This is a genomic window from Pseudarthrobacter sp. L19 (genome assembly GCF_050859435.1).
GTDB lineage: Bacteria > Actinomycetota > Actinomycetes > Actinomycetales > Micrococcaceae > Arthrobacter.
This window is the reverse complement of record NZ_CP193935.1, coordinates 1,275,183-1,301,285: the sequence shown is the minus strand read 5'-3', so window position 1 is coordinate 1,301,285 and position 26,103 is coordinate 1,275,183. Positions and strand designations below refer to the sequence as shown.

Annotated in this window: 18 protein-coding genes and 2 pseudogenes; 10 read left to right on the top strand and 10 right to left on the bottom strand. The window is 64.7% G+C overall.

The window, feature by feature from the left end; translation table 11 throughout:
* Positions 1-313 precede the first annotated feature (313 nt).
* Positions 314-898: a histidine phosphatase family protein gene (locus ACRQ5B_RS06095; protein ID WP_412884420.1), complete on the bottom strand. Its 585-nt coding sequence runs from the start codon at positions 896-898 to the stop codon at positions 314-316.
* Positions 898-2,364, bottom strand: a complete 1,467-nt coding sequence (locus ACRQ5B_RS06090) for a CCA tRNA nucleotidyltransferase (RefSeq protein WP_432397922.1) — start codon at positions 2,362-2,364, stop codon at positions 898-900. The genes ACRQ5B_RS06095 and ACRQ5B_RS06090 overlap by 1 nt, the downstream gene beginning before the upstream one ends.
* Positions 2,365-2,535: 171 nt before the next feature.
* Between ACRQ5B_RS06090 and ACRQ5B_RS06085 the strand changes: the two genes are divergently transcribed.
* The 5 genes and pseudogenes from ACRQ5B_RS06085 to trxA all read left to right on the top strand — a co-directional run bounded on the left by ACRQ5B_RS06085 (position 2,536) and on the right by trxA (position 8,485).
* Complete coding sequence (locus ACRQ5B_RS06085) at positions 2,536-3,087, top strand: NUDIX hydrolase (protein WP_290257121.1); 552 nt, start codon at positions 2,536-2,538, stop codon at positions 3,085-3,087.
* Between the two features lie 53 nt (positions 3,088-3,140).
* Positions 3,141-5,272 (top strand): annotated as a pseudogene (murJ, locus tag ACRQ5B_RS06080) (murein biosynthesis integral membrane protein MurJ).
* Between the two features lie 168 nt (positions 5,273-5,440).
* Positions 5,441-7,000 (top strand): ABC transporter substrate-binding protein, encoded by a 1,560-nt coding sequence (locus tag ACRQ5B_RS06075; RefSeq protein WP_432397919.1) that lies wholly within the window; start codon positions 5,441-5,443, stop codon positions 6,998-7,000.
* A gap of 162 nt (positions 7,001-7,162) precedes the next feature.
* A complete protein-coding gene (gene trxB / locus ACRQ5B_RS06070) occupies positions 7,163-8,122 on the top strand; it encodes a thioredoxin-disulfide reductase (RefSeq protein ID WP_412884424.1) in 960 nt (319 codons plus the stop codon).
* A 36-nt stretch (positions 8,123-8,158) separates the two neighbouring features.
* Positions 8,159-8,485 (top strand): thioredoxin, encoded by a 327-nt coding sequence (gene trxA, locus ACRQ5B_RS06065; protein WP_290257117.1) that lies wholly within the window; start codon positions 8,159-8,161, stop codon positions 8,483-8,485.
* A gap of 5,525 nt (positions 8,486-14,010) precedes the next feature.
* Here the strand turns inward: trxA and ACRQ5B_RS06060 are convergent.
* The 8 genes and pseudogenes from ACRQ5B_RS06060 to rpmH all read right to left on the bottom strand — a co-directional run bounded on the left by ACRQ5B_RS06060 (position 14,011) and on the right by rpmH (position 19,776).
* Positions 14,011-15,294, bottom strand: a complete 1,284-nt coding sequence (locus ACRQ5B_RS06060; protein ID WP_432397914.1) for a ParB/RepB/Spo0J family partition protein — start codon at positions 15,292-15,294, stop codon at positions 14,011-14,013.
* A gap of 68 nt (positions 15,295-15,362) precedes the next feature.
* On the bottom strand, positions 15,363-16,430 hold the full coding sequence (locus ACRQ5B_RS06055; protein WP_412884426.1) for a ParA family protein: 1,068 nt from the start codon (positions 16,428-16,430) through the stop codon (positions 15,363-15,365).
* 85 nt (positions 16,431-16,515) lie between these two features.
* Positions 16,516-17,166, bottom strand: a complete 651-nt coding sequence (rsmG, locus tag ACRQ5B_RS06050) for a 16S rRNA (guanine(527)-N(7))-methyltransferase RsmG (protein WP_432398707.1) — start codon at positions 17,164-17,166, stop codon at positions 16,516-16,518.
* Between the two features lie 17 nt (positions 17,167-17,183).
* On the bottom strand, positions 17,184-17,798 hold the full coding sequence (locus tag ACRQ5B_RS06045; protein WP_412884427.1) for a protein jag: 615 nt from the start codon (positions 17,796-17,798) through the stop codon (positions 17,184-17,186).
* A complete protein-coding gene (gene yidC, locus ACRQ5B_RS06040) occupies positions 17,798-18,772 on the bottom strand; it encodes a membrane protein insertase YidC (protein WP_412884428.1) in 975 nt (324 codons plus the stop codon). Before yidC ends, ACRQ5B_RS06045 begins: the two co-directional genes overlap by 1 nt.
* A 16-nt stretch (positions 18,773-18,788) precedes the next feature.
* Positions 18,789-19,150 (bottom strand): annotated as a pseudogene (gene yidD / locus ACRQ5B_RS06035) (membrane protein insertion efficiency factor YidD).
* Positions 19,151-19,187: 37 nt separating this feature from the next.
* Positions 19,188-19,598, bottom strand: coding sequence for a ribonuclease P protein component (rnpA, locus tag ACRQ5B_RS06030; RefSeq protein ID WP_432397909.1), 411 nt, complete (start codon positions 19,596-19,598; stop codon positions 19,188-19,190).
* 40 nt (positions 19,599-19,638) lie between these two features.
* Positions 19,639-19,776, bottom strand: coding sequence for a 50S ribosomal protein L34 (gene rpmH, locus ACRQ5B_RS06025; RefSeq protein WP_003800212.1), 138 nt, complete (start codon positions 19,774-19,776; stop codon positions 19,639-19,641).
* A 464-nt stretch (positions 19,777-20,240) separates the two neighbouring features.
* On the opposite strand from rpmH, the gene dnaA reads away from it, so the two are divergent.
* From dnaA to ACRQ5B_RS06000, 5 genes are all read left to right on the top strand, one after another.
* The gene (dnaA, locus tag ACRQ5B_RS06020; protein ID WP_290257109.1) at positions 20,241-21,662 is read left to right on the top strand and encodes a chromosomal replication initiator protein DnaA; all 1,422 of its coding nucleotides are present in this window, start codon (positions 20,241-20,243) and stop codon (positions 21,660-21,662) included.
* A gap of 570 nt (positions 21,663-22,232) precedes the next feature.
* Positions 22,233-23,357 (top strand): DNA polymerase III subunit beta, encoded by a 1,125-nt coding sequence (gene dnaN, locus ACRQ5B_RS06015; RefSeq protein ID WP_432397904.1) that lies wholly within the window; start codon positions 22,233-22,235, stop codon positions 23,355-23,357.
* A gap of 44 nt (positions 23,358-23,401) precedes the next feature.
* A complete protein-coding gene (gene gnd, locus ACRQ5B_RS06010; protein ID WP_412884431.1) occupies positions 23,402-24,286 on the top strand; it encodes a phosphogluconate dehydrogenase (NAD(+)-dependent, decarboxylating) in 885 nt (294 codons plus the stop codon).
* Positions 24,287-24,307: 21 nt separating this feature from the next.
* The gene (gene recF / locus ACRQ5B_RS06005; RefSeq protein WP_412884432.1) at positions 24,308-25,528 is read left to right on the top strand and encodes a DNA replication/repair protein RecF; all 1,221 of its coding nucleotides are present in this window, start codon (positions 24,308-24,310) and stop codon (positions 25,526-25,528) included.
* Complete coding sequence (locus ACRQ5B_RS06000) at positions 25,521-26,078, top strand: DUF721 domain-containing protein (protein WP_412884433.1); 558 nt, start codon at positions 25,521-25,523, stop codon at positions 26,076-26,078. Before recF ends, ACRQ5B_RS06000 begins: the two co-directional genes overlap by 8 nt.
* Positions 26,079-26,103: the final 25 nt, after the last annotated feature.

Sequence of the window (26,103 nt, the reverse complement as noted above, 5' to 3'; positions counted from 1 at the left end):
CTAGCGGCGGTTCTGCGATCCCGGCGCGTGGCCGGCGATCAGCGGAATCAGCAGGTGTGCATTCCAAAATTCGGGCGCCAGGCAACAACGGAGGCCGGGTTGGCGGTGAGGGTGAACATCCATCCGCGAGTCAAAGTAATCATTTTCCCAACCTCCTTTTCCGTTGTGCCATCGCTCCGGCTGACAGGCCGGGCGGTGAGCGCCGATACCCCGGCGGGACGCCTCTGGGGTTGGAAATAAAACTACATGATGAATGCAGTGCTTGACTACTAAATCCATAAAGTTTTATGGAAAAACTTTTAGGGGACCGGGTTTAGAGGCCCCAGCGCACCACGGCGGGGGTCTTTTTATCCCAGCCGAGGGTGCAGACCTTGGCGGTACCCAGGACGAAATGCCGTCCCTCGTGGGCGTCCAGTCCCAGCCACCGGGCGGTGAGGATGCGGGAGAAATGCCCGTGCGCCACGACCAGGACGTTGTCGAGGCCGGACTCCAGCACCCGGGCCACGATCTTGTCCGCCCGGGCCGCGACGTCGTCGAGCGATTCACCGTTCGGCACGCCGTGGGTCCAGATCAGGTAGTCGGGGTTGTCCTTGCGGATCAGGTCCGAGCTGATGCCCTCGTAGTCGCCGTAGTCCCACTCCACCGCCAGCGGTTCCAGCCGGGCGTCGGGGAAGCCGGCCAGTTCGGCCGTGCGGCGGGCGCGGCGCAGCGGCGAGGTGAGCACCAGGTCGAAGTCGACCCCGTCCAGGACCTTGCGGGCCTCGACGGCCTGCTGCTCGCCCTCCACCGTGAGGGGTAGGTCCGTCAGGCCGGTGTACTGGCCGCTCTTGGACCATTCGGTCTCGCCGTGGCGGAGGATCCAGAGCTGGGGGCGGGGACCGTTGGCGGGTGCGGGCATTAGGACTCCTCAGAGGGTGCGACGGCGGCGGATTCCGGCTGCGCCGCCCACCATTCCAGCAGTTTGGCTTCGGCGGCGGCGGGCTCGAGCGGCCCGTTCTCCATCCGTTCTTCCAGCAGGTACTTGTAGGCGCGGCCGACGACGGGTCCCGGCTTGAGGCCCAGCAGGGCCATGATGGCGCCGCCGTCGAGGTCCGGGCGGACCGCCTCCAGCGATTCCCGCTCGCGCAGCTCGGCGATCCGCGCCTCGAGGTCGTCGTAGGCGAACGCGAGGCGCTCGGCCTTGCGCTGGTTGCGGGTGGTCACGTCGGACCGGGTCAGCCGGTGCAGCCGCTCCAGGAGGGGGCCGGCGTCGGTGACGTAGCGGCGGACGGCGGAGTCGCTCCAGCCGGCGTCGCCGTACCCGTAGAAGCGCATGTGCAGTTCCACCAGGCGCGCCACGGCCTTGATGGTGTCGTTGTCGAAGCGAAGCGTCTTCATCCGCTTTGCGGTCAGCTTCGACCCCACCATGTCGTGGTGCCGGAAGCTCACTGCCCCACCCGCCTCGAAGCGCCGCGTGGCCGGCTTGCCGACGTCGTGCATCAGGGCCGCGAACCGCAGGACGAAGTCGGGGCCCGGGACGGGGCCGTCGGCGCCGGTCTCCAGGCCCGCGGCCTGCTCCAGGACCTGCAGCGAGTGCTGGTAGACGTCCTTGTGGCGGTGGTGTTCGTCCGATTCGAGCCGGAGCGCGGACACCTCGGGCAGCACGTATTCGGCCAGGCCGGTGTCCACCAGGAGGTCGACGCCGGTCCTCGGCTGGGCGGCGCAGATGAGCTTGACCAGCTCGTCGCGGACCCGCTCGTTGGAAATGATCTTGATCCGCTCCGCCATGGCGGTCATGGCGCGGCGGACGTCGGGGTGGACGGTCACGCCCAGCTGCGCGGCGAAGCGGGCGGCCCGCATCATCCGCAGCGGGTCGTCCGAGAAGGAGTCCTCGGGCGAGCCTGGCGTGGACAGCGTGGAGGCGTGCAGGTCCCGGACCCCGCCGAACGGGTCCACCAGTTCCATCGAGGGCAGCCGCAGGGCCATGGCGTTGATGGTGAAGTCGCGGCGCAGCAGATCATCGGTCAGGGACGATCCGAACGCCACCACGGGCTTCCGCGACTCTGGGTCGTAGGCCTCGGCCCGGTAGGTGGTGATCTCGATCTGGAACCCGGCCTTGCGCATCCCGATGGTGCCGAAGGCGCGCCCGATCTCCCAGAAGTTGTCGGCCCATTTCTTGATCAGGGCGACGGTCTGGTCCGGGGTGGCGTCGGTGGTGAAGTCCAGGTCCGGCGATTCGCGGCCCAGGAAGAGGTCCCGCACCGGGCCGCCGACCAGGGAGAGTTCGTGGCCGGCATCGGCGAAACGCCGCCCCAGCTCAAGGACCACCGGGTCAACCTGGAAATCGACGGGGTGGGACTCGGTCTGGTGATGTGGGTGCGACATAGTCTCTTAAGCTTGTCAGAAATCCCCGCCAGCACCACACCGGGACGGACCGGGGACACCGGCCCGGCCGCGGCGGCCCGCGGGGGCGGCCCGAATCCGATTTTCCCGCCGTCCACTTTCCCGTCACGTTTAGGTCATCAAGTCCGGGCAAGAGTAGTTAGAGTGGACTTTATGGCCCACCCCGTACCGAGCGCTCCCGGCAGGAGGACGAACGCACCGTTGCCCTCGGCAATCGGTGGCAACGTCGCGCCGGCGCAGCAGCACGCGGGCCAGGCCTCCCTGCCTACCGTGGAGGAAGTTTCCGCGGGCGGCGTCGTGGTGGACACGTCCGACGCCGAACTGCGCGTGGCGATCATCGCCCGGCTCAACCGCGGCGGCCGCCTCGAGTGGTGCCTGCCGAAGGGCCACCCGGAGGGCAAGGAAAGCAACGAGGAAGCCGCCGTCCGCGAGATCGCCGAGGAGACCGGCATCGAGGGCAAGATCCTCGCCCCGCTGGGCAGCATCGACTACTGGTTCACCGTCAGCGGGCACCGGGTGCACAAGACGGTCCACCACTATCTGTTGCAGGCCACCGGCGGCGAACTGACCATTGAGAACGATCCCGACCAGGAAGCCGTGGACGTGGCCTGGGTGCCGCTGACGGAACTGGCCCGGAAATTGTCCTTTCCCAATGAGCGGCGCATCGCCGACCTCGCCCGCGAAGTCCTTCCCGACCACCGCTAGGACCACGTCCGTACAGGCCGCGGTTGCGCCTATTCGGCCGCCCGGGTGAGACGATGAGAAGGATGTCTGCCGCCCAGCCCCAGCCCGAGAAGTCCGCACCCTCCGAAGCCGCCGCCCCCCAGGCCGCCCGCGCAGGAGAAGCCCGGTCCAGCGCCATCATGGCCGCCGGGACCCTGGTCTCGCGGTTCCTCGGTTTCGCCAAGACCTGGATGCTGGCGCTGGCCCTGGGCCTCGGCTCGACGGTCACCGACACGTTCATCAATGCCAACAACCTTCCCAACCTGATCTTCCTGCTGGTTGCCGGTGGCGTCTTCAACGCTGTCCTGGTCCCGCAGATCATCAAGGCCAGCAAGGGACCGGACCGGGGCGCCGACTACATCAGCCGCCTGCTCACCCTTGCCGTCGTCGTGCTGTTGTCCCTGACGCTGCTGGTGACGCTGCTGGCGCCCACGGTGATCGACCTGACCACCCAGGGGTATTCGCCGCAGCAGAAGTCCCTGGCCGTGGCGTTCGCGTTCTGGTGCCTGCCGCAGATCTTCTTCTACGGCCTCTATGCCCTGCTGACCCAGGTCCTAAACGCCAACGGCGCGTTCGGGCCTGCCATGTGGGCACCGATCCTGAACAACGTCGTCGCCATCGCCGGCCTCGGCATGTTCATCTGGATCCTCGGCACCAACGAGGCCAACCCGCACACGCTGGACAACTGGGGATCCTTCCAGACGTTGCTGGTGGCCGGGTTCTCCACCATTGGCGTCGTGGCGCAGACGGCCATCCTGATGATTCCCGTGCTCCGGCTCCGGTTGGGGCTGCGTCCCCGTTTCGGCTGGCGCGGGGTGGGGTTGGGCCAAGCCGCCAAGCTCAGTGTGTGGACGCTGGCGACGGCGGCCGTGGGGCAGTTGGCCTTCCTCTACATCATGCGCATCGCGACCATCCCCGGCGCGGAACGCCTCCGCCTCCAGGCCGAAGGACAGACCGAGGCAGCCGCCACGCTTCCCGGCAACGCCGTGCTGGAGGTAGCCAGCCAGCTGTACCTGCTCCCGCACTCGATCATCGCCCTTTCGCTCGCCACGGTGCTCTTCAACCGGATGACCCGCGCCTCGCAGGAGGGGACCGGGCCGGGCTCCGCCGCGCCCTCAGCCACGGCCTGCGCACCATGGCCGTGGCCACGGTCTTCGGTGCGCTGGCCCTCTTCGCGCTGGCCGGCCCGCTGGGCATGTTCTTCTCCGGCGGCGACCGGCAGGACGGGGTCATGCTGGCCCAGACCCTGACCATCCTGGCCCTGAGCACGCCGTTCATGAGCGCCAACTTCATGATGTCCCGGGTGTTCTACGCCAACGAGGACGCCCGCACCCCGTTCTTCATCCAGCTGGTCTTGGCCCTGGTCAACGTGGTGGCGGCCTTCTTCATCCAGTTCCTGCCTTACGACCGGATCATCTTCGCCATCGCGGTCCTTTACACCGGCGGCAACATCCTCTCCGTCATTGTCAGCGCCGGCTTCCTGCGGCGGCTCCTGGGCCACCTTGACGGCCCGCGCGTCGCCAGTTCCTACATCAAGATGGGCTACGCGGCCCTCGGTTCGGCCATCGCGGGGACCGGCGCCCTCTGGCTGCTGGGCAGCTACAACCCGGACGGCTTCGCCTGGAGCGGCCGGATCGCCGCCCTGGTGACCGTCGCCGTCGTCGGCCCCATCATGCTGGCCGTCTACTTAGTGCTGCTGCGGGTGCTGCGGGTGAGCGAGCTCCAGGACCTGCTGCAGCCGCTGCTGGGCCGGCTGCGCCGCCGCCCGGCCGTTGCGGGTGCGGCAGGCGCCGCGGGGACCGGGGCGGATGTCACGGGCGAGGCTGCAGCCGGGTCGGGCGAGGAAGTGGCCGGGGAGGTTCCGGCGGCGCGGACCGCACCGGTCCGGACGGTTCCCCAGCGGGCCACCACCTCACTGGACACCGGCCTCATCCCGCGGATCTCGGGAGAGTTCGATTCAGCGTCCTTCCGGGTGGGTCCCGACGTCCGCGAGGAGGACACCACCAGGTGGGGCCCCGACGGCGGATACCTGCCCGAGGAGGAACGGCCCGCCACATCGCGGGGCGGGGCGGGCCGGACGGAGATTCCGCTGCCGGGCCGCCGCACCTACCAGGGCGACCCCGGACGGAACCCGTACTTCCCGGACGGGCAGGGCAACAAAAAGTAAGCCGCACCCCGAACGGAGGCCGGGGTCACCGGGCGCAACACCAGCATCAGTTAGGATCGAAGACTAACAAGGGGAGTTGCAGACCTGGGGTCCACCGGCTTTACCGGGGGCCGTCGTTGACCGTTGACGTCACCGGGCCGGCAGTTCCGGACAGCCTAGGAGGAACACGTGTCCCACCCGATCGATGTCGGATCAGTACTCGGCGGCCGCTACAAGGTGACCGCCACGGTTCTGACCTCGCATGACGAGGATCTGGTGCTGGACGGCGTGGACCAGGTGCTGAACCGGCCCGTGAGCATCCTCGTTGCCGGCCCGGGAAACGCCGATCAGGTGGCCCAGAGCGCCCGCGAGGTGGCCACCGGCGAACGCCCCGGACAGGTGCAGATCCTGGACCTCGGGGTCAGTGATGACGCCACCTACCTGATCACCAACCACACGTCCGCCGCGGACCTGCTGGACCTCGTGGTCAGCTCCAACCCGCCCTACGTGGAACCGTTCTTCACCGACACGCTGGGCAGTGAAATCTTCGGCCAGGCCCGGTCTAACGAGCCCGAAACCTACGACGGCCTCTACGACGACGAGGAAGTCGACGCCGGCTACATCAACTACGGCGACCAGCAGCAGCGGCCCGCCACCCAGCCGGTTGTTCCGCCGCGGCAGGCCCCCGCCCCGCCGGCAGCAGCGCCGAAGGCGGAGCACCGGGGAGCTGGAGCAGCCGCCGCCGCGGGTGTGGCCGGTGCAGCCGCCGGCGCGGCCGCCGCGAAGGCAGCGAAGCCGTCCAAGGCACCGAAGACCGCCCCGCAGGAGGCCGCACCGCAGCCGACCGTGGCCAACCCGGTTCAGCCGGCACAGTCCGCGAAGGCCGGTCCGACGTCGTCGAACCCCAAGGTTTCGCTGTGGCAGGACGACGATTACGACGACGCCGTCCCGGACCAGCGCACGATGGCACGGGAGAAGTCCGCCGGCCCGGCAACCGGCCGCGCCGCCGCGACCCTGCCCGCCTTTGCCCGTAAACCCGACGCGGACGGCCCGGGGCACTACGACGACGATGATGACGACGACGCGCCCCGCCGCGAACCCCGCTCCATGCGGTGGCTGGTCGGCGCGCTGCTGGCCGCCGTCCTGGTGATCGGCCTGATCTTTGCGGTCACCAACCTGGGCGGCCTGTTCAAGGGCGGCACACCGCAGGCAGCAAAGACTACCTCCACCTCCTCGGGCACGGGCACGCCCGAGCAGTCCGGCACGCCGTCTCCGAGCCAGAGTGCCCCGCCGGCCGCGGTCCCTCCGGCCATCGATTCCGTGTCCCGCCAGGGCAACTTCGACTTCGCGGCCACCTACGACGGGGACCTGGTCAAGACCTACGACGGCAACGCCGCCAGCTACTGGTCGGACATGGAATTTGCCACCGACGCCTGGGGCGGCTTCGCTCCCGACGGCGTCCCGCTGGTGGTCAAGCTCAAGGGCCCGGCCAAGATCTCCTCCGTCACGCTTAGCCAACTCGGTGCCTCCGGCGGCAACATCAGCGTCTATACCGCCGACCAGCCCTCGCTCGACGGAGCCAAGCTGGTGGGCAGCAACAGCTTCACCTCGCCCGAGTTGACGCTGCCGTTGCAGGAACCGGTGACCGCCCAGTACGTCATCATCCAGATCAAGAGCCTGCCGAAGCTGGCCGCCCCGAAGACCCGCTACGGCTTCGGTCTGCGGCTCGCGGAGATCAAGGTCCAATAGCCGTTCCGGGCCGTCCCGGCGGCCCCACACCGGTACCCTAGAAGGACGGGGCTTAGGCCCCGTCCAAAGGCGTACGCGGAATATTCACCCGGTGCGCTTAGTTGTGCCATGTGGCCGGCCAACCTGGCGGGTGCATCGACAAAGGAAGAGGTTCACCGTTCAGTGAGCAACGCAGAAAACACCGCGTCCGAAGTACGTGATGTCATCATCGTCGGCTCGGGGCCGGCCGGTTACACCGCAGCGGTGTACACGGCACGCGCCAACCTGAAGCCGCTGCTCCTGGCGGGCTCCGTCACCGCCGGTGGCGAGCTGATGAACACCACCGACGTCGAGAACTACCCCGGGTTCCCCGAGGGCATCATGGGTCCCGACTTGATGGAGAACTTCGAGAAGCAGGCCGCCCGGTTCGGCACGGAGATCCAGTTCGAGGACGTCACCGAGCTGGACCTCGACGGCGATATCAAGACCGTCACTATTGCCACGGGGGAGACCTTCCGCGCCCGGGCCATCATCCTATCCACCGGTTCCGCCTACCGCGAGCTGGGCCTGGCCAACGAGAAGCGTCTTTCCGGCCACGGCGTGAGCTGGTGTGCAACCTGTGACGGTTTCTTCTTCAAGGACCAGGACATCGCCGTGATCGGTGGCGGCGACTCCGCCATGGAAGAAGCACTCTTCCTCACCAAGTTTGCCCGCTCCGTCACCGTGGTTCACCGCCGCGACACGCTGCGTGCCTCCAAGATCATGGCCGACCGCGCCCTGGCCCACGAAAAGATCAACTTCGTCTGGAACACCGGCGTAGAGGATGTCCTCGGCGGCGACAAGGTCACCGGACTTCGGGTGAAGAACTTGCTGGACGGCACCGAATCCGAACTGGCCGTGACCGGCGTTTTCGTCGCGATCGGCAACGATCCCCGCACGGACCTGGTCAAGGGCAAGCTGGACCTGACCCCGGAGGGCACCATCGCCGTCGAGGGCCGGTCCTCGAAGACCAGCATCAAGGGTGTCTTCGCCGCCGGCGACGTCATCGACCCAACGTACCGCCAGGCCATCACCGCCTCCGGTTCTGGCTGTGTGGCGGCCGTCGACGTCGAGCACTACCTCGCAGACCTCCCGGTCGCCTAGACCAGCACGCTACCCCTCCACGAAAAGGACAAGGTTATGAGCAACGCAAAAGACGTAACAGACGCAAGCTTCAGCACCGACGTGCTCGCTTCCGACAAGCCGGTCATCGTCGACTTCTGGGCCGAATGGTGCGGTCCGTGCCGCAAGCTGGGCCCTATCCTGGACGAGATCTCGGTCGAGTACAGCGAGAAGGTCGACGTGGTCAAGGTCAACGTCGATGACAACCCGGCCATCGCGGCCGAGTACGGCATCACCTCGATTCCGGCCGTCTACCTCTTCCAAGGTGGCGAAGTGAAGGGCAGCGTCATCGGCGCCCGCCCGAAGCAGTACTTCGAGAAGGAATTCGCGGACGTCCTGTCCTAGTTCCTCCTGACCGGCACTGGCCGGTGTAAGCACGACGACGGCGGCTCTCCCCACTAGGGGAGGGCCGCCGTTCTTGTTTCTGTTCAGATTCAGCAGACTTCGTGCTCGCAGACGGTTCTTTTCGGTTGACCCCAGGTCAACCGAAGTCCTTCGAGACTTGGCAATAGCTAGTAATCAACCGAATATGTTGCGCTAATTCGTAGATATTCCGCTGGAGGCCCTGGAGATTGATCTCACGGAGAATCCCACCCCAGATACGCAGCAGGAATACGCGGACGGAAATATAAGTACTGCCGGTGCGCGCGGAAACCGGCGAACTTAGTTGCAAAGATTTTGACACCATCGCCCCACCAATGGTGTGCCGCCTTCGTAGCGTTTCACGTGAAACATTCACTACTAGCTCGGGAGTCCGTCGGTCAAAGTCACGACTCATTAGGACTGATCTCGCTATTCACGCCGCTTCTGCGCACATCGCTTGTCCAATACCGACGCTGCCGTCCCTGTTTCACGTGAAACATGACCAAGGAACGTCCGAAATTTCCGACGCACATCGAAACGGTAGCAGGGACTGTGGGTGGCATTGATCGGGTTTGATCGGGTCTCTCATCTTGGGAGGGCCCCACCGCAGAAGGAGCACCACTACGAAGAGTCGGTTGAGACGGCGCTTGATGGAAACGATTTGGTCTGAGCGATAGCATCCGGAGCCCTCTCGAGATCTGACAGAAGGATGATGTGACTCCAGCTCCTCGGACCCTCTAGAAAGACTAACGTCCCCCACGAACTAGTCTAGGGAAACAACGAAGGTTCCACGACCGAAGAGCACCCCACATCTGCGACCTCATTCCTTCAAAAGGAATCTCAAATGGCTTCCTTGACGGATTCACGAGCGCGCTTCTGTTCGTCTCAACCAGTTTAGTTTTCCAGCAAAACACATCGTTCGTTCGGTCAAGCGCGACTCTGGTGCACGTCGCTGCGCACAGTATGGCCGAACAAGTAAATCCGCCGTAGGACCCTGTTTCACGTGAAACGTCCAACGTCACAGGTGGTGAGCCCGCGGAGGCTGCTCCTTGGATGGCGGTGCATCAAAGCACCAGCGCCGCGGTGACAGGCTTGGTGGCGGACGTGTTGCGTGTTCACCCTTGGGAAGCCCTGTTTCACGTGAAACCCTCCTGATACACCCCATCTCTATCTCCGGAGGGGGATGGGTGGCTAGAACGGCCAGACGAGCCCCCTGAAGGCACTCAGAGGGCTAAGAAGGCAGGGCTCCCGGTTGGCGAATCCATCAGCCAAGCTCGAAACCGCACTGTCAGGACGGTCCATGGAAGAGGCCGAGGACGTTTCCCAGGCTGAAGCGCCCATACTCGAACTTGCTACGGCTGATGCACCTATCGGCACCGAGAATGCCAGGGGACCGTTAGAAGCGCGAACTGTGGGCCGCCTCGACCTACGAAGCTCTATCGCATGACACCCAGCAGTCAGCTGGAAAGATTGGGCCTTCAAACGGACAGAGCTAATCGTCGAAGACGGGAGGCTCAGGTAAAGTTGCGGAGCGCCGGCTGGACTGGGTAAAAGCAACGCGTGTTACCACGCACCTACGGAAAGGCGCCCCGGACGGGGAATTGGGAACCATGAACATCCATGACCGTCATACACTGTCCCCGCTACGCTGCGTTGTAAGTGTGATCGATGAAGACCTGAACATTTTCGTATCGACACCCGGGCTACAGAAACTTGAGTCGATAACGCCCATAAGGCCCTTGGGTATCGGGCTCCCGTCATAGTCCACCAGGGCATCGGTACCAACACCAACACTTCTGAGGTGCGCTCGATTCAGGGAATGCACGGAACTACATTGGGCCCGGGCGAGGACTGCAGGATCGGCCCACTCACGCCGAGCTTAAAGTGATCGCTTGCTTGCCATCCCACCTGGGGTGAACACCGCAACCAAGGCTCAGCTGAGCCAAACGGGCGTTAGGAGCTGCTTCAACCGGCATTAGTATGGGGCTTGTGCCTGTGCGCGACACTCATCCGTAGGCAAGGTCCGCCGGGGACAGCAGAGACGAGCTCATAGGAACGACGGACTGCCATGCCAGGGAGCCTGTCCCGGACAAGGGTGAAGCCGTAGCGACATGAACTTCAGCAGAATCGGGGCACCCAACGACAGTTGCCTGAGCCCCCGACGATCGGACTGAGGACGCCGTCCAATTGTCAGGAAAGGCCACAACCAGCTGCTGCTGATCTTTCGGTTGCAGCGGAACCACGTCCAGTCATTGAACTCAGGCACCATCGACATTGCCGGTACCCACTAACCTGCCGTCCCTCAGTTGACGTCAATGAAGAACCGCTCCATCGACAGAGGAGGAGTGCCAGAGCAGTTACACCGGCATCCGTGGCCACGAATCCCTCAGCCCCGAGATCCGAAATCCTACGGCGCAGCTCTGCACTCGCCAGACTGCTGCCGGGGAGGCGACGACGTAGTAGATCACAGCCAAGAGGGGGCGGCGTTCGATCACGATGTCCGCCGCAGGGCCTCCCTTGAGCGTGGATGTCCACCTCGAGTATCCACAGCGATATCCACAGGCCGCCGAGAGTTTGCACACAGTCTTATCCACAGCTACACGGCGCTTCGTCACCACTTCCAAATATCGGCAGGCCTACCCGACCCAGCCTCTCACCTGAGCAGAGAGCCACCTCGCCGAGAAGCAACGGTGTTTGTCACACTAGCTGGCAGGGGCGCCAACAGAAAGTTAACCCATTTGTGGGGAGATTTCGGACCAAGTAGGAGATATTTGACGGCACTCCGACTTGCCGCAATGTTTCACGTGAAACGAACGCCGGCGGTAATGCTCGCGTCTCTCATCGCACCTCACGAACTATTCTCGGGTGGGCACAAACGAGACCGGCCAGCCCACGAAGACCGTCAAACTTTCCACAAAGTTATCCACAGCGATATCCACGGGAAGTTTGGCTCACGGAACCGCCGGAGATGCCTGCGCTGTGCGCACTCGGCCGGTACCGCTTCAACTGTCTCAGGCCAGCGCCAAGCCGTCGCGAACAAGCTAGGGAAGCCATCGGGGAAGCACCGATCACACGCGTCGTGCGAAGAGATGCTGTCAGTCTTCGTAAGCAGCACTCGAACCTCGAGCGTTCCGGCAATTGCAGATGACGTAACAAGACTGACCAGCGACTACCGTCCACGTCTCATCGACCCCTGGTCATGGCTCCAGCCGCCTCGGGCAGGGGAGCCAGCTCCCTGCGGCTGGAGCCCTTCGTATGCCTCAAGGGTCCAGGTGCTTGGGTCGGAGGTCGGCGTGCCGGTCTCCGCGGGCTGGGGTCCGAGGTCCGGCTCCCGGGTTCGGGCTTCTAGGGTTCGGGCTTCTAGGGTTCGGGCTTCTAGGGTTCGGGCTTCTAGGGTTCTAGGGCTCGGGGTTCTAGGGTCTGTGGCTCGGAATCCCAATTTCGGAGTGCCGGGGGAGACGCTCCTCCGCACGGCCGAGTAGAGACCTTCCTTATTGCGCAGTGACCGACATCCGGTCATTTAGCCCTAAGACCCCTGCCGGCATCTTCCCCTTGGCTGCCTGCTCTATGCGGGCCCTTCACACATCACCAGACGCGGACTCGGCAGCTGACCCGTATGCCTTGCTCATGACGGAGATCAGCGAAGCACATGGAAGCGGAGCGCGAGGCTGTCTCCAAGGGGAACCGGCACAGACCACTAAGCCACCCGGCGGGCCGGATGATCCCATCGTGTGCTCTTCGGTGAGAACGAACAAGGGGAGTGCAGCATGGACGAGGGCCGACTGGGTGAGAGATGCCTCCGGGATCCGATCGCATTCGCTGGCGCCCTTCAGTAACCGGAACCCTCCTGAAGCCGCCGTAGGGAAGTCAGATTCGTGGTGGCACCACTAAGTTCAGGAGCGCACCGCCTCACGATCGCCCGTCAAAGCGTGGGCGATCCCAGGTGCACGCACACGTCCCAGAGCGTCCTGCAAACCTCGGCCGGAACGCTGGTCGCGCCAGTTCAACCTGCAGGGCCGCGGATATCTTGGCAGGCCGTCACTGGACGATTCCTACTCCGCGCCGGGCTGCTCCTATGCTTACAAGCCCTCGTCCAGACTCATGACCAGGGACTTAGCTAGGAGGACGACAACGCCGGCGCGTCTGCACCGTTTCACGTGAAACATGTCCAGTTCGATCATGGCCTTCGCGAAGACCGGCACATCATGTCAGGCGTCTGCGTCTGGCGCCGATCAGTTGCCTAAAGCAGTACTCCGACCATATCCGCGGAACGCAGACATGTGGGTCGATCTGCCCAACGATGCAATAGTCGGCGACGCCGGCAGATCTTTCTGTATGCGGAGGGAAAACTTACGTCGCCATACCGCCGCCGATGTCATACAACGCCCCGGGGGCTTCAGAAATCGATCGTCGTCCGAGGTTCGCGTGCGGGGGATTGGTTTCACGTGAAACAGCATTGGAAACAGGCCACGCATCAAGTTGGCTGGGGGAGTGGCATACCGGTCGCCTCAGCCGCTCCTGCTCCCGGTGCTGCCATCCAGATGGACCAACAGAATGGCGCCCCCACCGGGGGTAAGTACCGAGCCGCAGCTTAGCAACCCATGGTCCACAACCCGAGAGGAGTCATGGCGGCCCCCGACAATCCGTAATGAGCTGAGGAGGCAAAGGGCGGACCAGGAAAGTAGAGTGCTTCCCAATGAGCGCATCGAAGCCTACCGAGCATGAATTGCGACTGTTCACCAATAACTGCGCCTCAAACGACTCAAACGCACCCCTCACTTCTCAACATATTCAAACCCGCACGGCACGAGATGACGACTGCCCAGACCTCCCGACGGACTATCAGGCTGACCGACCCGTCCATAAGGGATGCCACAAGGAGCCGAAAGCGACTGTAGTCGCCTCGGATGCGCACGGAGAACCACAGTGGGCCCGAGCCATCATTGCACCCCAAGAAGGCCCCTGAGACCATCTACAGCGCCTCAAAGCCTGTAGGATGCCGGACCCACCATCCGCGTCCGGTTCGAAAGCAGAGGCGTAGGCGGACTATCGGGGGTTCTAAGCAGCCCGGATTACGCTCGTGATCATCGGCCAGCCTCTATATCTAACCTGATATCGAGACTTTCCGCGGGTCCAGCCCACGACCCAAGCGTCGCAACCCATGGAGCACGGCCCACGGCCCACAAAGGGGCCCTGTTTGGGCGGTCTCATCCAACCAATTCAGCAACAAAACCAGGGTCCTTCAACCTACTGCTTGCGCGCCGGCGGGGACGCTCAACCATTCGAGCTCGCTATTCCCTCGCCGTGGCAACAGATATGCCGCTGCTGCCACCCGGCTGACACCCTTCACGGTCGGAGACACAGGAGGGTAAGAATGAAGAATTCGCACCCAGCATGGACGTCATGCCCCCAACGGCCATCAAAAGACAGACCAACCAACCGGCGGTGGAAACGCAAAAAGAGGGCCCGTTTCACATAAAACGGACCCTCTCTGGATGAATGAAACTCTAGGTCGGATTCCCCGGCGTCAGCACATCCATGATGCGGTTCAGGTCTTCCACGCTGGCGAACTCAATGCTGACGCGTCCCTTGCGCGCACCGAGGGAGATCTTCACGTTGGTGTCCAGACGATCCGAGAGCGACGAGGCCAGGTAGTCCAGCCGTTCATGCCGCGCCCCGGGGCGGGGGATATTGTTCTTCGCCGGGGCAGCGGGGCTCTGGTAGAGAGTCACAGCCTCTTCGGTCGCCCGAACGGACATGCCCTCGGCAACAATCTTCTGAGCCAGCCGCTCCATCGCCGCGGCGTCCGGAAGTGCCAACAGGGCGCGGGCGTGTCCGGCCGAGAGTACACCGGCTCCGACGCGGCGCTGCACCAACGGCGGAAGCTTCAGCAGACGCAGGGTGTTGGACACCTGCGGACGGGACCGGCCAATGCGGTCCGCCAACTGCTCGTGAGTGGTACCGAAGTCTTCAAGCAGCTGCTGGTACGCCGCGGCCTCTTCCAGCGGGTTGAGTTGGCTGCGGTGAAGGTTTTCAAGCAGAGCATCCCGGAGGAGGTCGTCATCGGTGGTGTCACGGACGATTGCGGGGATGGTTTCGAGGCCGGCGGCCTGGACTGCCCTCCACCGGCGTTCACCCATGACCAGCTCGTACGGTTCTCCACCTTCTTCGGTTGAAGTCCGGACCACAATTGGCTGGAGGACTCCGATTTCGCGAACGGAGTGCACGAGCTCCGCCATGTCGTCCTCATCGAAGACCGAGCGGGGCTGTTTGCGGTTGGGGTGGATGTCGCCGACCGGGATTTCGGCGAAGCGGACGCCAGGGACCGCGACCAGGTCCACGCCGTTGTCGACGGCCTGCGTCTCGGGCTCAGCCTCTTCAAGGACAGGAGCCTCAGCCGCCGCCTTCGAGGCCGCCGCACGATTCCGTTCGGATGTGTCCGGACCAGCCTGGGCGGCAGACTTACCCTTAGCCGCGGCAGCGGACTTCCGGGCGGGCGCCTTCGTGGTTGTGTCAGACACAGCCGGGCGGGATGTCGTCGTGTCCTCCGGCGCAGCAGATGTGGGCGCAGCAGACTCGGGGACAGCAGACTCGGGGACAGCAGCGTCGGGGGCTGCCTCTACCGGGGTTTCTTCGACAGCCGGTGCATCGCCGGCGCGCTTGCTGGCCGGCGGGAAGAACAGATCCACGGGCCGGGACGGGGCAGCACCGTTTCCGGAGGCGTTAGCCGAGGCGGAACTTGGAATCAATGCGCCAAGTCCACGGCCCAGGCCGCGTCGCTTATCGCTCATGGATAAATCCCTCCATTGGAAGAGCGCGGCATGCTCCGGCTCTGGCTAGTGCAATTGTTGAGAAGATTCTAACGTTCGGCGATTTCAGCGGCGGCTTCCAAGTAGGACAGCGCGCCGCTGGACGACGGGTCATAGGTCATGACCGTCTGCTGGTAACTGGGTGCCTCGGAAATGCGCACGGAGCGGGGAACCACGGCGCTCAGGACCTGCTCGGGGAAGTGCTCGCGAACCTCTGCGGCCACTTGGGCGGCGAGGTTGGTACGGCCGTCGTACATGGTCAGCAGAATGGTCGAGACCACCAGGTCAGCATTGAGGTGCTTCTGGATCATCTCGATGTTCTTCAGCAGCTGGCTCAGCCCTTCCAGTGCGTAGTACTCGCACTGGATGGGAATGAGGACCTCACTGGCAGCGCAGAAAGCATTGACCGTCAGGAGACCAAGGCTCGGCGGGCAGTCAATGAAGATGTAGTCCAGCCGCTCCTCGCCGTTCTTGGCGCGTTCCTTGGCATAGACGTCAATCGCCCGGCGGAGCCGCTGCTCGCGCGCCACGAGGCTGACGAGCTCGATTTCGGCTCCGGCCAGGTGGATGGTGGCCGGTGCACAGATGAGCTTGGCGATGTCCGGGCACGGCGCTACGACATCCTGCAACGGAACATCGTTGATAAGCACATCGTAGATGCTGTCCACGTCGGCATGGTGTTCGATGCCCAAGGCGGTGGAGGCGTTGCCCTGCGGGTCGATGTCGATGACCAGCACGTTGAGTCCTGCAGCAGCCAGTGCGGCGGCGATGTTCACCGTCGTGGTGGTCTTCCCGACGCCGCCCTTCTGGTTGGACACGGTGAAGATGCGGGTCTTCTCCGGCTTGGGCAGTTGCCGGCCCAGGAGGCGCTCCCGGCGCTTGTTTTCGTGGGCGAGCTCCCGGGCAATCGGGCTGGAGTCATCAATCGAATCCAGTACATTCCCGGTAGACGTCGTCGACGTTTCACGTGAAACAGACGAAGCCGATGAGCTGCTTGAAACCAAAGAAGGTTTGCTAACGGCAGAAGAATGAGAGGCAGTCGGCGCCATGAATGACCGTGCAGACCCCAGGGACACGAACGGTGGAATCCGTTGTGCGGAGGCTTCGCTACTGCTCACTTGACACTCTCACTCTCGCTCGGCGTTGACTGCCGGTAACTAGCCTAACCTCTTACCCCTGAACACCGCGGGCGCCGGGCGGGCGCTACGCCTTCTTTAGGGGCTTATTCACTACGATGCGGACCACGGTGGTGGGCTCCTCGAGGAGATCCTCCCCGACAACCACGACGGACGTGTCCACGCCGCCCAGTTTGCGGATGGTCTTGGCGGCCTTTTCGATCTCTTCACCGGCGCTGCGGCCCTTGATGGCCACGACTTCACCCTTGCCCTGGAGCAGCGGGATAGTAAGCCCCGCAAGGTTGGTCAGGGCGGATACCGCGCGCGCGGTAACCACGTCGGCGTCGACCTGTCCCACGGCCAGTTCGGCGCGGGTACGCATCACCGTGACGTTGTCCAGACCGAGGTCATCGACCACTTCCTGCAACCAGATCACGCGCCGCTCCAGCGGCTCGATGAGGGTCAGTTCGAGGTCCGGACGGGCGATGGCCAGGCACAGCCCCGGGAGACCGGCGCCGCTTCCGACGTCGGCCACGTGCTTGCCGAGCGCAATCTCACGTTCGATCACGGCGCAGTTCAGCACGTGCCGGCTCCACAGGCGCGGCACCTCGCGCGGGCCGATCAGGCCGCGTTCGGTACCGGAAGTGGCGAGGTGCTCCACATAGCGACGGGCCAGGTCCAGCCGGTCACCAAAAATCGCTTCGGCGGCCTTGAGCTCGGCCGCGGTAATCTCCACCATCATGCTGCTCTGGGGAGTCACTCTGCGGAGACAACGATGTGCCGCTGGGCACCCTCGCCCTCGGACTCGCTGACGAATCCCAGGTCCGCGACGGCGTCATGCACGATCTTGCGCTCGTAGGCGCTCATCGGCTTCAGCGCCACCGGGCCGCCGCTCTCCTTGACGGAGGCGATGGCGTCCTCGGCAATCTGCTGCAGGTCGCCGGCACGGTCCGTGCGGTACCCGTTGATGTCCAGGACCAGCCGGGAGCGGTTCTCCGTGGCGGCGAGGACGGCCAAGCGGGTCAATTCCTGCAGGGCTTCCAGGACCTCACCGTCGCGGCCCACGAGGTTCTCCAGGCCGGAGTTGTCCTCTTCGGCCACGATCGAGATGTAGGTACGGCCGTTGCGCACCTCGATGTCGATGTCACCGTCGATGTCCGCGATGTCCAGGAGTTCCTCGAGGTAGTCGGCGGCGACGTCGCCCTCCTCCTCCAGGCGGCTGGCGGTGTTGCTCTTGCCCGCGGACTGGCCTGCGTCGGTATCCGTGGCGGCCGGGGTTTCAGCGTCGTTGCTGGTCTCGGCCTCGTCGCGGACGTCTTCCTGGGACAGCGGCTCGGCGGTAATAGCGTGGTCGGTGCTCTCGGCAGGCATTACTTCCTCTTCCTGTTCTTGCGCTGGGGCTGGACGCGCTGGCTCTTGGCAACGGCGGCGCTGGCAGCGGCTTCCGCCTCTGCCTCGGCGTCGGCCTTCTTGGCACCCATCAGGGGCAGGTTCGGCAGGCCCTTGGCGGCACGACGCTCGGCCAGGGCCTTGGCGGCGGGGGAACCGGGGGTGGGCATGCGGCGGATCACGAAGAACTGCTGGCCCATGGTCCACAGGTTGGTGGTGGTCCAGTAGATGAGGACACCGATGGGGAAGTTGATGCCACCGACACCGAAGACCAGCGGCAGGATGTAGAGCATCATCTTCTGCTGGCGCATGAAGGGGCTGGCCATGGCGTCTTCCGACATGTTCTTGGCCATGATCTGCTTCTGCGTGATGAACTGCGAGGCGGTCATCGCCAGGATCATGACAATCGAGAGGATCCACACCGCGGTCTGGTCTCCGCCGCCGCCGTGCAGCAGGGAGGCAGACAGCGGAGCGCCGAAGATGCTGGATTCATCGAACTGCCGGACCTGATCGATGTTCATCGCACCGATACCGGTGCCGCCGGCCTTGGCGGAGCTAATGCCGGAGAGCACCTGGAAGAGGGCGAAGAAGAACGGCATCTGGATCAGCATGGGGAGGCAGGCGGAGAACGGATTGGTCCCGTGCTTCTTGTACATCGCCATCTGTTCCTGCGCCATGGCCTGGCGGGAAAGCTGGTCGGTCTTGCCCTTGTACTTTTCCTGGAGCTTCTTCAGGTCCGGCTGCAGCAGCTGCATGCCGCGCTGGGCCTTGATCTGCTTGACGAAGACGGGGATCAGCGCGGCGCGAATGACCAGCACCAGGCCGATGATGGACAAGGTCCAGGTCCAGCCGTTGGCTGCAGGCAGGCCAATGAAGCTCAGTCCGTCGTGGAAGCCGATCATGATGGCCGACACCAGCCACTTGAACGGGGCCAGAATTGCTCCAAAGATGTCCATAGGTTATTCCTCTTCGTCAGGCCGCAGGGCGGCCTTCTCCATCAGACTGTGCCGCCAGGTACTTGTCCGGGTTGTTCAGCACGACAATTCGGGGGTGTGACCGGCGGGCCACTCCCTGTGACCGGCGGGGACATGGTCCACACCGCCGGAATTCCATGGGTGGCAACGCAGCAGCCGGCGGACCGCCAGCCAGGTGCCCTTGACCGCCCCATGCACCGTCACCGCTTCCAGCGCATAGGCGGAGCAGCTCGGGAAGAATCGGCAGACCTGGCCGTAGAGCGGAGACACAACCTTGCGGTAGGCCATCAACAGCAAAATGATCAGGTTGCGGGGCAGGTTCCACAGCGCGCGGCCCAACCAGGCGGCCGCCGCGGACACACGCGGTACAGGACCGGGGACGACGGCGGCATCTCGGTTACGCACGCGGTGTCCCTTCCTGTGGTGTCTCACTCGAAACCTTGGCAACGGCCTGCTGCGCACGGCCAGCCAGCCGCTTAAGGGTTGCTTCCAAGGCGGCGTCGTAGTCATTGCGCAGGGTCTCCCAGCCGGCGGACGCCGACGCGGGCAGGGCCCGGACGACGACCGCAAATCCGACGGGATAAGTGCGCAGCGACAACGCACCGGCTTCTCTCAGTCTCCTCTTAACGAGGTTCCTGACAACAGCGTTCCCGACACTCTTGGAAACGATGAAGCCGATGCGGCTAGGCTCGCCGGCAGGTAAAGCTGCCGTATATAACACTAAGTTCCGGCGTCCATTGCGGACGCCGGAACGTACAGTTGTTGAAAAATCGGTAGAGGTCCTCAGACGGTTCCGGGTGGCTAGCACCGCTCAACTCGCAAAAGGGTGATGACCGATAAGTCAGTATTTACGCCGACAGTTCGGTGCGGCCCTTGCCACGACGGGCTGCCAGGATGGCGCGGCCGGCACGGGTACGCATACGAAGGCGGAAGCCGTGCTTCTTGGCTCGACGGCGGTTATTCGGCTGAAAAGTCCGCTTGCTCACGTTAGTTACTCCAGTGGATCAAAGGTGCGCCCACCCGATCAAAAAAGGGGAAGAACTGGCCGACGCTAAGTTTTGTATGTGCCGCTACCCCGCTCCCGTGACGCAGGCGTCTGGGAGAGCTTCAATGAAGCGAAAAGCGGACACAAAGGACTTCACAACGTTAGGGGAAAAACGGCTGCAGAGTCAAACCGGAGCGGTCGCCGGCGATCATCCCCAGCTGTGGCTAACCTGCCCCCGGGCCTGTGGATGAAGCACATCACAAGCCCCCGGAGAGAACCACAACGGTGTAATTATCCACAGGTCAGTTCCCAGCTATCTTCTAGGCTTTTCATCCCCTAGAGTGTCCCAGTAGCCCATTATCCACTGTCTGTGTACAACCCTGTGGATTACGCCGGGACCACACATCGAGTCCCGGGCGGTGCGGCTGCGGTAACGCCAGCAAGCAAGGTTTGAGGAATTCATTGATGACGGTAGACGAAGCCGACCACGCCAACACCGTCGGGAGCTCCTGGCGCCGGGTGGTCAGCCTCCTGGAAAACGACCACCGGGTTACTCCCAGGCAGCGCGGTTTTGTCATCCTCGCCCAGGCGCAGGGCCTCATCGGGTCCACCCTGCTGGTGGCCGTTCCCAATGAACTCACCCGCGAGGTCCTCCAGACCCAGGTCAAGGAAGCCCTCGACGACGCCCTCCGGGATGTCTTCTCCGACGAGATCCGCTGCGCGATCGACGTCGACACCGAACTGGTGCCCCTCCACGTCGAACCCGAGGCGGCACCGGAGCTGACCCGCACGGCCGATCCCGCCGTCGAACTCAAGCCGCAGCCCATGCTGCCGAGCACCTCGCACGAATTCGGCCGGCTGAACCCGAAGTACGTCTTCGACACCTTCGTGATCGGTTCCTCCAACCGCTTCGCGCACGCGGCCGCCGTCGCCGTCGCCGAAGCCCCGGCCAAGGCCTACAACCCGCTGTTCATCTACGGTGACTCGGGCCTGGGCAAGACCCACCTGCTGCACGCGATCGGCCACTACGCCCGCCGCCTCTACAGCGGGATCCGCGTCCGCTACGTCAACTCCGAAGAGTTCACCAACGACTTCATCAACTCGATCCGCGACGACGAGGGCACCAGCTTCAAGACCACCTACCGGAACGTCGACGTCCTGCTGATCGACGACATCCAATTCCTGGCCGGCAAGGACCGCACGCTCGAAGAGTTCTTCCACACCTTCAACGCCCTGCACAACAACAACAAGCAGGTGGTCATCACCTCGGACCAGCCGCCGAAACTGCTGGCCGGCTTCGAAGACCGGATGAAGTCCCGCTTCGAGTGGGGCCTGCTGACCGACATCCAGCCGCCCGAACTGGAAACCCGCATCGCGATCCTCCGCAAGAAGGCGCTCAGCGAAGGCCTCTCCGCGCCGGACGATGCCCTCGAGTACATCGCCTCCAAGATCTCCAGCAACATCCGCGAACTCGAAGGCGCCCTGATCCGGGTGACCGCCTTCGCCAGCCTGAACCGCCAGCCGGTGGACGTGGCCCTCGCGGAGATGGTGCTCAAGGACCTGATCACCGACGACGGCGCCCAGGAGATCACCTCGGCGCAGATCCTGACCCAGACCGCGGACTACTTCAAGCTCACCATGGAGGAGCTCTGCAGCAAGTCCCGGACCCGGACCCTGGTCACCGCGCGCCAGATCGCCATGTACCTCTGCCGGGAGCTGACCGACATGTCGCTGCCCAAGATCGGCCAGGAACTCGGCGGCCGGGACCACACAACGGTGATCCACGCCGACCGCAAGATCCGGGAACTGATGGCCGAACGCCGTGTGATCTACAACCAGGTCACCGAACTGACCAACCGGATCAAGCAGCAGCAGCGAAATTCCTAGCTCCGCATCCGCGCACTCATACCTTATTAACAAGGGGCTGTGGACAAGCCTGTGGATAGTTAAGGGGACAACGGCGGTTAATGGGCTTAAAACCCTTAAGCCGCCTGTGGATCGACGAAACGGCCGAAAATCTTGTCCCCATCCACACCCTGTTTAAAACCGGCCGGACCCACAGCTCATGAACAGGGCTTAACCGCGGATCGGCGGGCCGGGACCGGGTTATCCACAGTTTCCACAGCAGTTATTAACACTACTAATCCCAAGAAAATGAAATTCCCTCAAACAACAATCTCCCTCCACCCCACCGCGGTCCGGCCCAGGCCGAACTGAGAGCCCGGCCAAAACCACAGCGATGTAAGCCGGGGATGGGAGAACCCGGATCTTGGGGCTAAGCTGTCTGCTGTGCGTCCGTCCCCGGTCCCACCGTGTCCCCGCGCCGTGCCGGCGCATCCCGGACACGTCGTCCGGGGAACCGCATGACCACCACAGACCAGCCACGGCGGCGCCTTCGGCACCCGCCGGCCGGTCCGTTCCAGCGATGTCAGCAGCAATGAAAGGCGGCACCCTTCCGTGAAGTTCAGAGTCGAGCGGGATGTCCTGGCCGAGGCAGTGACCTGGACCGCCCGGTCCTTGTCTCCGCGGCCGCCTGTTCCGGTACTGTCCGGCCTGCTGCTCAAGGCCGAGGCGGGTACCGTGAGTCTCTCGAGCTTCGATTACGAAACCTCCGCCCGGCTGGAAATCCCCGCCGACATCAGCACCGAGGGCACCATCCTGGTTTCCGGCCGCCTGCTCGCAGACATCTGCCGCAGCCTGCCGTCCGCACCGGTTGACATCGAAACCGATGGCAACAAGGTGACCCTCTCCTGCCGCCGAAGCAGCTTCCACCTGGCCACCATGCCGGAAACCGAATACCCGCCACTGCCGGCACTGCCGCCGATCAGCGGCACCGTCCCCGGCGACGCGTTCGCCCAGGCCGTGTCGCAGGTCATCATCGCGGCCAGCAAGGACGACACCCTGCCGATCCTGACCGGTGTCCGGATGGAGATCGAGGATGACCTGATCACCCTCCTGGCCACTGACCGTTACCGCCTCGCCATGCGCGAGGTTCCGTGGAAGCCCGCCACCCCGGGCATCTCCACCAGCGCGCTCGTCAAGGCCAAGACCCTTAACGAGGTGGCCAAGACCCTCGGTGGCAGCGGCGACATCCACCTGGCCCTGGCCGACGACGACAGCCGGCTGATTGGCTTCGAAAGCGGCGGCCGCACCACCACCTCGCTGCTGGTGGACGGCGACTACCCGAAGATCCGTTCGCTGTTCCCGGACTCCACCCCCATCCACGCCACCGTCCAGACGCAGGAACTGGTCGAAGCCGTGCGGCGTGTGTCCCTCGTGGCCGAACGCAACACCCCGGTCCGCCTCGCGTTCACCCAGGGCCAGCTGCACCTCGATGCCGGTACCGGCGAGGACGCCCAGGCTTCCGAGGAGCTCGAGTCCCAGCTCACCGGTGAGGACATCACCGTGGCCTTCAACCCGCACTACCTGATCGAAGGCCTCAGCGTCATCGAGACGAAATTCGTGCGTTTCTCCTTCACCACGGCACCGAAGCCGGCGATGATCACGGCCCAGAAAAACGCCGACGGCGAGGACCAGGACGACTACCGCTACCTGGTCATGCCCGTCCGCCTGCCGAACTAGGCCCCACCGCTTTACCCGTACCACCGCGCAGAAAAGAGTTCCCCGTGCACATTGGATTGATCGGCCTTGGAAAAATGGGCTTCAACATGCGCGAAAGGCTTCGGAAGGGCGGCGTTGAAGTCACCGGTTTCGACCGCAACCCCGAGGTCACCGACGCAGCCACCATCGACGAACTGATCGCCGCGCTTCCGGCTCCCCGGCTGATCTGGGTCATGGTCCCCGCCGGAGACATCACCGACGCCGTCATCACCGAACTCGGCGACAAGCTCGAGGCCGGTGACCTGGTCATCGACGGTGGCAACTCCCGCTTTACCGAAGACCAGAAGCACGCCGCCGCGCTGGCCGCCAAGGGTGTCCACTTCGCCGACTGCGGCGTCTCCGGCGGTGTCTGGGGCCTGCAGAACGGCTACGGCCTGATGGCCGGCGGCGACGCCGCCGACATCGAGCGCGCCCTGCCGGTCTTCGATGCGCTCCGTCCGGAAGGTGACCGGGCGGACAGCTTCGTCCACGTCGGCGGCGTCGGCGCCGGCCACTACGCAAAGATGGTCCACAACGGCATCGAGTACGGCCTGATGCAGGCCTACGCCGAGGGCTACGAACTCCTGGCCGCCAAGGACATCGTCACCGATCTCCCCGGCACTTTCCGCGCCTGGCAGAAGGGCACCGTGGTGCGCTCCTGGCTGCTTGACCTCATGGTCAAGGCCCTCGATGAGGACCCGGGACTGGAGTCGATTTCCGATTACGTCGAGGATTCCGGTGAGGGCCGGTGGACCGTCGAAGAGGCCATCGCCAACGCCGTTCCCGCCCCCGCCATCACGGCCGCGCTGTTCGCCCGGTTCTCCTCCCGCGAGGACAGCTCGCCGGCAATGAAGATGGTCTCCGCGCTGCGGCACCAGTTCGGCGGACACGCCACCCGGCCCGCCAAGTAATTTCAGGACCCTGACCCCGGCGTGTACCTAGAGAAGCTTTCGCTGACGGATTTCCGCAGCTACGCCCAGGTTGACCTGAGCCTCGAGCCCGGGGTCACGGTCCTTGTTGGGTCCAACGGCATCGGCAAGACCAACCTGATGGAAGCCATCGGGTACCTCGCCACGTTGAGCTCGCACCGGGTCAGTTCGGACGGTCCGTTGCTGCGCTTCGGCGCGGAACGGGCCATGATCCGGGCCCGCCTGGTCCGCGGCGAACAGTCCACGGTGCTGGAGCTGGAGCTCAACGCCGGGCGGGCCAACCGCGCCCGGATCAATCGCAGCAACCCGGTCCGGGCCCGTGACATCCTGGGGATCTGCCAGACGGTGCTGTTCGCGCCCGAGGACCTGGCCCTGGTGAAGGGCGACCCGTCCAACCGGCGCCGCTTCCTCGACGAACTGCTGGTCAGCCTCATGCCGCGGCATGCCGCCACCCGCAGCGACTACGACCGGGTCCTGAAACAGCGCAACGCGCTGCTCAAGTCCGGCCGGGCGGGCAAGTTCACCGCCGGGCACGAGGCGACCCTGGATGTCTGGGACCAGCACATGGCCCGGGCCGGCGCCGAGCTGCTGCATGCGCGCCTGGAACTCGTGGAACTGCTGCTGCCGCACCTGAAAAGTGCCTACGCCCAGCTCACGGACGGGTCCAAGGAAGCCGGTGCGGTGTACCGCTCCACGCTGGACGGAATCGTCGACGACGACGGCGACGGCTACGGTGCCGCGGCCGCCGCCCCGGCGGAACAGGTCGAGGACCTGCGCCGGTTGAGCGTGGAGGAGCTCACCGAACGGTACATTCGTGCCTTCGCGGCGTCCCGCCGTCGTGAGCTCGAACGGGGCATCTCCCTGGTGGGCCCGCACCGCGACGACCTGGACCTGACCCTGGGCCGGGCCCCCGCCAAGGGCTACGCCTCCCACGGCGAAACCTGGTCCATGTGCCTTTCGCTGAGGCTGGCCTCCTACTACGTCATGCTCGACGACGCCCGCACCGGCGGATCGGCCCCGATCCTGATCCTCGACGACGTGTTTGCCGAACTCGACGTGCAGCGCCGGCGTAAACTGGCCGCTATAGTCTCCGGCGCGGAGCAGGTCCTGGTGACCGCCGCCGTCGAGGGCGATATCCCGGCGGAACTGGCCGGCCGGCGGGTGAAGGTCATTCCGGGAGGCATCGATGAGCCGGACAAGCCACAAGTGACAGGCGATGAATAAGGACACCGACGGCGGGCTGCAGCCCGGCCGCGACCCCGACGACATTGACGCCGCCCAGGCGGCCCTCAATCGCATGCGTGACGCCGCGGCCGCGCGGGGCGAGATCCGGCGCAAGGCGCCGCCGAAACCCGGAAGCACCCAGAAACCCGCCCGCGGCGCCGGGACCCGGGGCTTCAGCCAGTTCCATGGCAACGGCCGGGACCCCCTGGGCCTGGGCAAGGTGGTGGGCCGGCTGGTCGCCGAACGCGGCTGGACCTCCCCGGTGGCCGTGGGCTCGGTGATGGCACAGTGGCCGGCGCTGGTCGGACCGGAAATCTCGGCGCACTGCACCCCCGAAAGCTTCACCGACACCACCCTTCACGTCCGCTGCGACTCCACCGCCTGGGCCACCCAGCTCCGCCTGCTCAGCCTGAGCCTGCTGGAGAAATTCCGTGTGGAACTCGGCGACGGCGTCGTCACCAGCATCCAGGTCCTGGGCCCGGCCGCACCCAGCTGGCGGAAGGGTGCCCGCACCGTCAACGGCCGCGGCCCCCGCGACACCTACGGCTAGGCCGCCCGCCGCGCGATATCCCTAC